This window comes from Streptomyces tricolor (assembly GCF_002155905.1).
In the GTDB taxonomy this organism is placed as follows: domain Bacteria; phylum Actinomycetota; class Actinomycetes; order Streptomycetales; family Streptomycetaceae; genus Streptomyces; species Streptomyces tricolor.
Genome location: NZ_MUMF01000533.1, coordinates 1 through 7,607 on the forward strand (window position 1 = coordinate 1; position 7,607 = coordinate 7,607).

General features: G+C 72.1%; 8 protein-coding genes and 1 riboswitch. Of the genes, 1 reads left to right on the forward strand and 7 read right to left on the reverse strand.

What is annotated here, in order from left to right:
- Positions 1 to 667, reverse strand: a 667-nt coding sequence (locus CCN44_RS32690) for a LysR family transcriptional regulator (RefSeq protein ID WP_086701794.1), incomplete at its 3' end; no start/stop codon positions are given.
- Positions 668 to 848: 181 nt separating this feature from the next.
- Here CCN44_RS32690 and snpA point away from each other — a divergent pair.
- On the forward strand, positions 849 to 1,538 hold the full coding sequence (gene snpA / locus CCN44_RS32695) for a snapalysin (RefSeq protein ID WP_086701798.1): 690 nt from the start codon (positions 849 to 851) through the stop codon (positions 1,536 to 1,538).
- A gap of 96 nt (positions 1,539 to 1,634) precedes the next feature.
- On the opposite strand, the gene CCN44_RS32700 is transcribed toward snpA, so the two are convergent.
- The 6 genes from CCN44_RS32700 to CCN44_RS32725 all read right to left on the reverse strand — a co-directional run bounded on the left by CCN44_RS32700 (position 1,635) and on the right by CCN44_RS32725 (position 7,246).
- A complete protein-coding gene (locus CCN44_RS32700) occupies positions 1,635 to 2,621 on the reverse strand; it encodes an ABC transporter substrate-binding protein (RefSeq protein ID WP_086701801.1) in 987 nt (328 codons plus the stop codon).
- A gap of 8 nt (positions 2,622 to 2,629) precedes the next feature.
- Positions 2,630 to 3,400, reverse strand: a complete 771-nt coding sequence (locus CCN44_RS32705; RefSeq protein WP_086701804.1) for an ABC transporter ATP-binding protein — start codon at positions 3,398 to 3,400, stop codon at positions 2,630 to 2,632.
- Between the two features lie 2 nt (positions 3,401 to 3,402).
- Positions 3,403 to 4,479, reverse strand: a complete 1,077-nt coding sequence (locus tag CCN44_RS32710) for a FecCD family ABC transporter permease (protein WP_208639882.1) — start codon at positions 4,477 to 4,479, stop codon at positions 3,403 to 3,405.
- 89 nt (positions 4,480 to 4,568) lie between these two features.
- Positions 4,569 to 4,713, reverse strand: a riboswitch (cobalamin riboswitch).
- A gap of 221 nt (positions 4,714 to 4,934) precedes the next feature.
- Positions 4,935 to 5,366, reverse strand: coding sequence for a tetratricopeptide repeat protein (locus tag CCN44_RS32715; RefSeq protein ID WP_086701813.1), 432 nt, complete (start codon positions 5,364 to 5,366; stop codon positions 4,935 to 4,937).
- Positions 5,367 to 5,577: 211 nt separating this feature from the next.
- The gene (locus CCN44_RS32720) at positions 5,578 to 6,684 is read right to left on the reverse strand and encodes an LLM class flavin-dependent oxidoreductase (protein WP_086701810.1); all 1,107 of its coding nucleotides are present in this window, start codon (positions 6,682 to 6,684) and stop codon (positions 5,578 to 5,580) included.
- Between the two features lie 94 nt (positions 6,685 to 6,778).
- Complete coding sequence (locus CCN44_RS32725) at positions 6,779 to 7,246, reverse strand: MarR family winged helix-turn-helix transcriptional regulator (RefSeq protein ID WP_079081428.1); 468 nt, start codon at positions 7,244 to 7,246, stop codon at positions 6,779 to 6,781.
- Positions 7,247 to 7,607 lie beyond the last annotated feature (361 nt).

Consider the following 7,607-nt stretch of genomic DNA (forward strand, 5'->3'; position numbering starts at 1 on the left):
AGTTCAGGCCCGCCGCGCGCAGCACCCGGCACAGACCGTCCCACTCGCCGTCCACCGTGGAGTCGACCATCCAGCGGTCGCCGGCCAGGTCGGCGAGGCTCACCTCCGGCTGCGACGCCGCGGGATGGTCCGCGGCCAGCGTGACGAACTGCGGTTCCCGCTCGACGAGTACCCGCAGGCACAGGCCGGGCGGGATGCGCAGCGGGCTGCCCTCGACCTCGTGCACGAACGCCATGTCGAGCCGGCCGGCGGCGACCATGCCGAGCAGGGCGTTGGCGGACACGTTCATCTGCAGTGTCGGTGCGCAGTCCGGGCCGCGGGCTCTCAGCCGGCGCAGCCAGCCCGGGATGGCGCGGCTCGCCGTGGCGCCGATGCGCAGCTGGAATCCGCCGGCGGCCCGGGACGCCGCCGCCCTGGTCTCGGTGACGATCGCGGCGAACTCCGCGACCAGCGGCCTGGCGCGGCTCAGCACGGCCAGGCCCAGCGGGGTGGGGCGGCAGCCGGTCCGGGCGCGGACGAAGAGCTGGGCGCCGAGAGCCCGCTCGATGCGCCGTAGCTGGGTGCTCAACGAGGGCTGTGCCACGCCGAGTTCCCGTGCCGCTTTGTGCAAGCTGCCGGTGTCGGCGATGGCGCAGAGCACGCGCAGATGCCTCACCTCGAGCTCCATGGGAGGAGCGTAGGGCGGCGCCGGGCACCGCACCAGATGTTCAAGTTCCAACAAAGTGGACGAGTCGGCCACCGATAGCCCGGAGCTATCCCCGATTGCCATCATCCGTCGTCCCGTTGGCCTGCCCGAGACTCACTGGCAACCGATCGTTCAACCCCACAGGACGAGAAGGAGCCCCCCCATGGCGTCGTTCCGTACCGGCACCGGGCCGAAGAAGTCCAGGAGACTCGTGGCCCTGGCGCTCGGCCTCGGTCTGGCCTCCGCCGCGCTCGGCACCGCGAGCCCGGCGAGCGCGAAGAGCACCGCCGAGATCCCCGCCCGCACCGCCGCCGCCGGCTACGTGGGCACGGCCGAGAAGGCCGGCAGCAAGGCGTTCTTCGACGCCGTGCTGAAGTCGGTCGCCAAGAGGCAGGCCGACCAGCCCTCCCTGAAGGTGGTGACCGTCTACTACAACGCCTCGCAGGCGCCGAGCTTCCGCTCCCAGATATCGAGCTCTGCCTCCATCTGGAACAGCTCCGTGTCGAACGTCAAGCTCCAGGCCACCTCGGGCACGGGCGACTTCGCCTACTACGAGGGCAACGACCCGCGCGGCTCGTACGCCTCCACCAACGGCCACGGCCGCGGCTACATCTTCCTGGACTACGCGCAGAACCGGCAGTACGACTCCATCCGCGTCACCGCCCACGAGACCGGCCATGTGCTGGGCCTGCCGGACCACTACAGCGGCCCGTGCAGCGAGCTGATGTCGGGCGGCGGCCCCGGTCCGAGCTGCACCAACCGGTACCCGAACGCCACCGAGCGGGCCCGGGTCAACCAGCTGTGGGCCAACGGTCTCGCCCAGGCTCTGGCGCAGGTGCACAAGGCGGGCTGATCCCGCGGGCGCGACGGGCCGGCCTCCCCGACGGCCCGGTGGGATTCCTCACGGTACGGACCGCGGCACCGGCCCGCGGTCCGTACCGCTGTGTCGTCAGCGCGTCCGCAGATAGGCGCCGAGCCGGGCGATCGCCGAGGGGTTGCGGGGGCTCTCGACCAGGTCGGCGTAGTCGAGGGCGACGATCCGCCGGTGCCGGATCGCGGAGACGCTGCGCAGCGGGGGGTAGGACAGCAGGAACTTCTTCTTCTGCTCGGCGCTCACGTCTCCGTAGTCGCAGATCACGATCACGTCCGGGTCGCGTTCCACGACGCTCTCCCAGCCGGCCGTGGTCCAGGAGTCCGCCACGTCGTGCATGATGTTGACGCCGCCGGCCTCGGTGATGATCTGCTCGGGGGCGGCGTAGCGGCCGGAGGTGAACGGGGCGTCCTGGCCGCTGTCGTAGAGGAAGACCGAGGGGCGGTCGGCGCCCTTGGGGGCCTTCGCCCGTACGTCCGCGATCTGCTTCTTGAAGCGGGCGATCAGCGCTGCGGCCCGCTTTTCGACGCCGAACAGCTTGCCGAGGTTGGTGAGGTCTGTGTACAGGGCCTCCAGCGGCGGCATGATGCCGCGCGAGGAGTCCGTTCGGCCGTTGCGGCAGGACTCGGTGAGGATGTACGAGGGGATGCCGAGCTTCCTCAGCGCGTCGGGGGTGAAGCCGCCGTCCTCGCGGAAGCCGTAGTTCCAGCCGGCGAAGACGAGGTCGGCGCGGGCGTCGAGGACGTTCTCCTTGGTGAGCTGGTCCTTCGAGAGCCAGGGGACCTTGTCGTAGCCGTCCTTCCACGGCACGCGGCGCAGGTCGCCCTTGTCGTCGGGCATGGCGAAGCCGGCCATGCGGTCCTCCAGGCCGAGGGCGAACATCAGCTCGGTGATGCCGACGTCGTTGGTGACGACGCGCTCGGGGATCTTGTCGTACGTCACGGTCCGGCCGCAGTTGGTCAGGGTGACCGCGGAGGATTCCGGGTCCTTCGCGGACTCGACCGTGGCACCGCAGCCTGTGGCGGTCGCGGCGAGGCAGAGGGCGGCGGCGAGCAGCTTGCGCATGCGGGTCCTCAGGTGGTGGTGGGCGGATGGAGGTCGAACAGGAGCTGGACGGCGCCGGTGACGGGATGCCGTACGCGGTGCGCGCGGACGCCGAACACGTCGGCCAGAAGGTCGGGTCGGAGCACGTCGTGCGGGGGGCCGGAGGCGACGATGCGGCCCCGGTCGATGACGTGGAGGACGTCGCAGTGGGCGGCGGCGAGGTTGAGGTCGTGCAGCGCGGCCAGGACGCTCAGGCCGCTGCCGCGGACCAGGCGGAGGACGTCCAACTGGTGGGCGATGTCCAGGTGGTTGGTGGGTTCGTCCAGGACCAGCACCCGCGGTTGCTGGGCGAGGGCGCGGGCGATGAGGACCCGCTGCTTCTCGCCGCCGGACAGGCTGAGGAACCCGCGGTCGGCGAGGTGGGCGACGCCTGTGCGCTCCATCGCCCGGGCGCAGACGGCGCGGTCCGAGGCGGCCGTGCGGTTCCGGTGGGGCAGCCGTCCCATGGCGACCACCTCGGCCACGGTGAAGTCGAACTCGGCCGACGACTCCTGGGGCAGCGCGGCGAGCACGCGCGCGGCGGCCCGGGGGTCCATGGTGTGGACGTCGTCGCCGTCGAGCCGTACGGCCCCGCCGGCCGGGCGCAGCGCCCGGTACACGCTGCGCAGCAGGGTGGACTTGCCGCTGCCGTTGGGACCGACGAGTCCGACGAACGCCCCGCTGTCCACGGCGAGCCGGACGTCCTCGACCAGCCGGATTCCGGCGGCCTCGATCGTCACCCGGTCGATGTCGAGTCGCATCCTCACCGCCCCCCGAACGCGTCGCCGCCCCGCCGCATCAGCAGCAGGAACGCGGGAACCCCGACCACCGCGGTGATCACGCCGACCGGCAGCTCGGCCGGGGCGAGCAGCAGCCGGGACAGCAGGTCCGCCCACACCAGCAGCAGCGCTCCGGCGAGCGGGGCCACGACGAGGACCCGGCGGTGGTCGGCACCGACCAGCATCCGTACGACGTGCGGCACCATCAGGCCGACGAACCCGATGGCCCCGCTGACCGCGACGACGGTCCCCGTGACGGCCGCGGTGACCAGGAACAGCTCCCGCCGGATGCGGGACGGTGCGACGCCGAGGGCGGCCGAGGTCTCGTCGCCCATGGCGAGCGCGTTGAGGGCCTCGGCCCGCAGGCGCAGCCACGCCCAGCCGGCCGCCACGGTCACCGCGGCGAGCGGCAACTGCGCCCAGGTCGCCCCTCCGAGGCTGCCCAGCAGCCACATCATCGCCGACCGGGTCGCCTCGCCGCGGGCCGCGCCGAACACCATGACGGTGGTGACGGCCTCGAAGCCGTACGCCAGTGCCGTGCCCGTCAGGATCAGCCGGAGCGGGGTCAGGCCGCGGGGCGAGCGGGCCACGGCGTACACGAGCGCCATGGCCGCGAGCGCCGAGACGAACGCCGACACCGACAGCGCCCACACCCCGAGTCCCGCCAGCGCTCCCAGCAGGATGACGGCGTTGGCGCCTACCGCCGCGCCGGAGGAGATGCCCAGGACGAAGGGGTCGGCCAGCGCGTTGCGCACCATGGCCTGCACGGCCACGCCGACGGCCGCGAGCCCCGCGCCGGCGACGGCGCCGAGCAGGACCCGGGGCAGCCGGATCTCCCAGACGATGGTGTACGCGGCCGCGTCGTGCGCGGGCACGGTCCCGCCGGTGAGCCCGGCCCACAGGAAGCGCAGCGCCTCGCTCCAGCCGATGCCGGCGGCCCCGAGTCCGGCACCGCACAGGAGCGACAGCGCCAGCAGCACTCCCAGCAGGAGGCTGAGCGGCAGTACGGATATCCGGCGGGGGGCCGTTCTTCGACGCACGGTGGGGGCCGTCCTTCGCATGGGCCGCCTGCTGGATGTCAAGCAGGGGACAACCCGTACGACCGTGGAGGCCGCGCGGCCCCTTCTCGCAGTCCACGGCGAGCAGTCAACGGGTCGCTGAACCCTCCGTGGGCGATCGGACTCGCGCGACGGACCAGGGGTCGCCGCGCACACCGTTGCGGGTCAGTGCCGGATTCTCACCGGACTTCCCCCACGGGAGGCACGGCGAGCCTAACAAAGCGATCAGCTCGCCCGCACGAGGCCCGGCTCCGGCCCCCGCCGGTGAACGCGTCGGGGGGCCGGCGGGTGCCGCTCGGGGCCGGGCGCCGGTCCCAGCGGGAGCCCGTGCCGGGGTCAGGGCGCGGGAGTCCGACGGCGGCCTTCGGCTTCCGCAGCGCGGAGGCGGCGGGGCCGCCAGGCGGTCGGGCGTCCGGATGTCATCAGCAGGGCTCCCGCGTGGGTGCCGCACTCGCCGCTCAGTCGTCGTCCGGGAACTCGCCGGCGAACGCGCCGGCCATGCGCAGCCAGGGCTGCGCCTCGTCCGGGCGGCCCTGACGTTCCAGGGTGCGGCCCAGCATCAGGTGGGCGTAGTGCTCCACCGGATCGCGCTCGACGATCTGCCGCAGCTGCTCCTCCGCACGCCGCAGTTGAGCGGAGTGGTAGTAGGCACGCGCCAGCAGCAGCCGGGGTCCGGTCTGCTCCGGGGCCTCCTCCACCACGGCGACGAGCAGCTCGGCGGCGCCGATGTAGTCCTTCGCCTCGAACAGCAGCTGAGCCCGCTCCCAGCGTTCGGCGGTCGTCTCCTCGTGCGGCGTTCCGACTCCGTCGTCGAAGAGGTGCAGCGCGCTGGCCCAGCGGTCGGGCGCCACTCCGCCGGTCGCCGTGTAGGCGTTGAGGTTGTCGGTCATCGGTTCCTCCATTCTCCGCCGCCGCGATTCCGGTACGCGTCTTCACGCGGACCGGAATGCGGCCGGCTGCTGTTCGAACGGCACGAGGGGCCGGCGGGCTCCGCCCAATCGGCCGTAGCCGCATCGGCCGTGGATGCACCGGCCGTGGATGCATCGGTGGTGGATGCATCCGTCACCGGTCGCGCCAGGTCCGGTACTCCTTCCGCAGGCGTCAGGCCAGCGCGCCGGCGGTCTGCGCGCGGTCCGTGTCGCGGGCGGCGAGCAGGGAGGCGTGGGTGGGGGCGTCGGGCACATCGGCCGGCCGGTTCCTGGCGAACTCCGCGCGCAGCACCGGAACGACCTGCTCGCCGAGCATGTCGATCTGCTCCAGTGCGGCCTTCAGCGGGACTCCGCCGCCGTCCACCATGAACAGCTGGCGCTGATAGTCGCCGGCGTACTCGCGGAAGGTGAGCGTCTTCTCGATGACCTGCTCGGGGGTGCCGACGGTCAGCGGGGTCTGCTCCATGTACTCCTCCATGGGGATTCCACCGCCCATCACCGGTGAGTGGTCGAAGACCGGCCGGAACTCGCGGACGGCGTCCTGGGAGCGGGGGCGCATGTAGACGTGGCCGCCGAGACCGACGATGGCCTGCTCGGGAGTGCCGTGGCCGTAGTGCGCGTACCTCGCGCGGTAGAGGTCGATCAGCTTCTTGGTGTGCTCCTTCGGCCAGAAGATGTTGTTGTGGAAGAAGCCGTCGCCGTAGTACGCGGCCTGCTCGGCGATCTCCGGGGAGCGGATGGAGCCGTGCCAGACGAACGGCGGCACGTCGTCCAGCGGGCGCGGGGTGGAGGTGAAGCCCTGCAGCGGGGTGCGGAACTTCCCCTCCCAGTCGACGACGTCCTCGCGCCACAGCCGGCGCAGCAGGGCGTAGTTCTCCACCGCCAGGTCGATGCCCTGCCGGATGTCCTTGCCGAACCACGGGTAGACCGGCCCGGTGTTGCCGCGGCCCGTCATCAGGTCCACCCGCCCGTCGGCCAGGTGCTGGAGCATCGCGAAGTCCTCCGCGATCTTCACCGGGTCGTTGGTGGTGATCAGCGTGGTGGACGTCGAGAGGACGATGCGCTCGGTGCGTGCGGCGATGTGCCCCAGCAGGGTCGTGGGCGACGAGGGGACGAACGGCCGGTTGTGATGCTCACCGGTCGCGAAGACGTCCAGCCCGACCTCCTCGGCCTTCAGCGCGAGGGCGACCATGGCCTTGATCCGCTCGCGCTCGGTCGGCGTACGACCCGTGGTCGGGTCGGTGGCCACGTCACCGACGGTGAAGATACCGAACTGCATGGTCCTCAGCCCTCCCAGCTTGTTGACGCATCAACTGTATCCCCGGAACACACCCCCCGACGCCACTATTCCGCGGCCGGCCCCGGCCTTCGGGTCAGCCCGCCTCCTCGTCCAGGTTGCGCAGGACACGCTCGGAGATCTCGGTCAGTACCCGCAGCTCCGCCGGCGTGACGTGATCGATGAACAGTGCGCGCACCGCTTCCACGTGGCGCGGCGCTGCGGCCTCGATCGCGGCCCGCCCGGCGTCCGTGATCACCACGAAGGCGCCGCGCGCGTCCTCGGCGCACTCCTCGCGCACCACCAGGCCCCGCCCGGCCATCCGCGCGATGTGGTGGGACATCCGGCTCTTTTCCCACTCCAGCGCCCGGGCCAGGTCCTGGTACCGCTGCCGTCCCTCCGGGACGTCCGTCAGGTGGACCAGCACCGCGAAGTCCGCGGGCGACACGTTCGACTCCGACTGGAGCAAGCGTCCCAGGCGCCCGCCGAGTCGCTCCTGCAACCGCACGAAGCCTCGCCACGCGCGCTGCTCCTCCGGGGTCAGCCATCGCACTGTGTCTGCCATGGAGAGAGTCTAAGCAGTTGATACATCATCTACAGGAGGTTCTTGAGGTGACCCCCTTCGGTGCGCCGATGCCCCCTCTCGTCCCGCATCCGGCACACCACCGCTTCCGGACGTCCGCGTGTGCCGGTGCGGTGGCCGGTGTCGTGTAGGTTCGGGGCGGCTGCCTGCGGTGATCGGCGGATCCGCCGCCGTGGGCAGTGCGGTGCGGGTGTCCGGATGCGAGGGAGGTGCACGGCGGTGGCCGAGATGAAGCGGGACGAGGGCGGCTCCGCCGGGGCTTCCGCGGAGCGGACGGCGCGGGTGCGCAACCCGCGCGGGCAGGGCGAGCGGCTGCGCGAGGACATCCTGCGGGCCGCCGGGG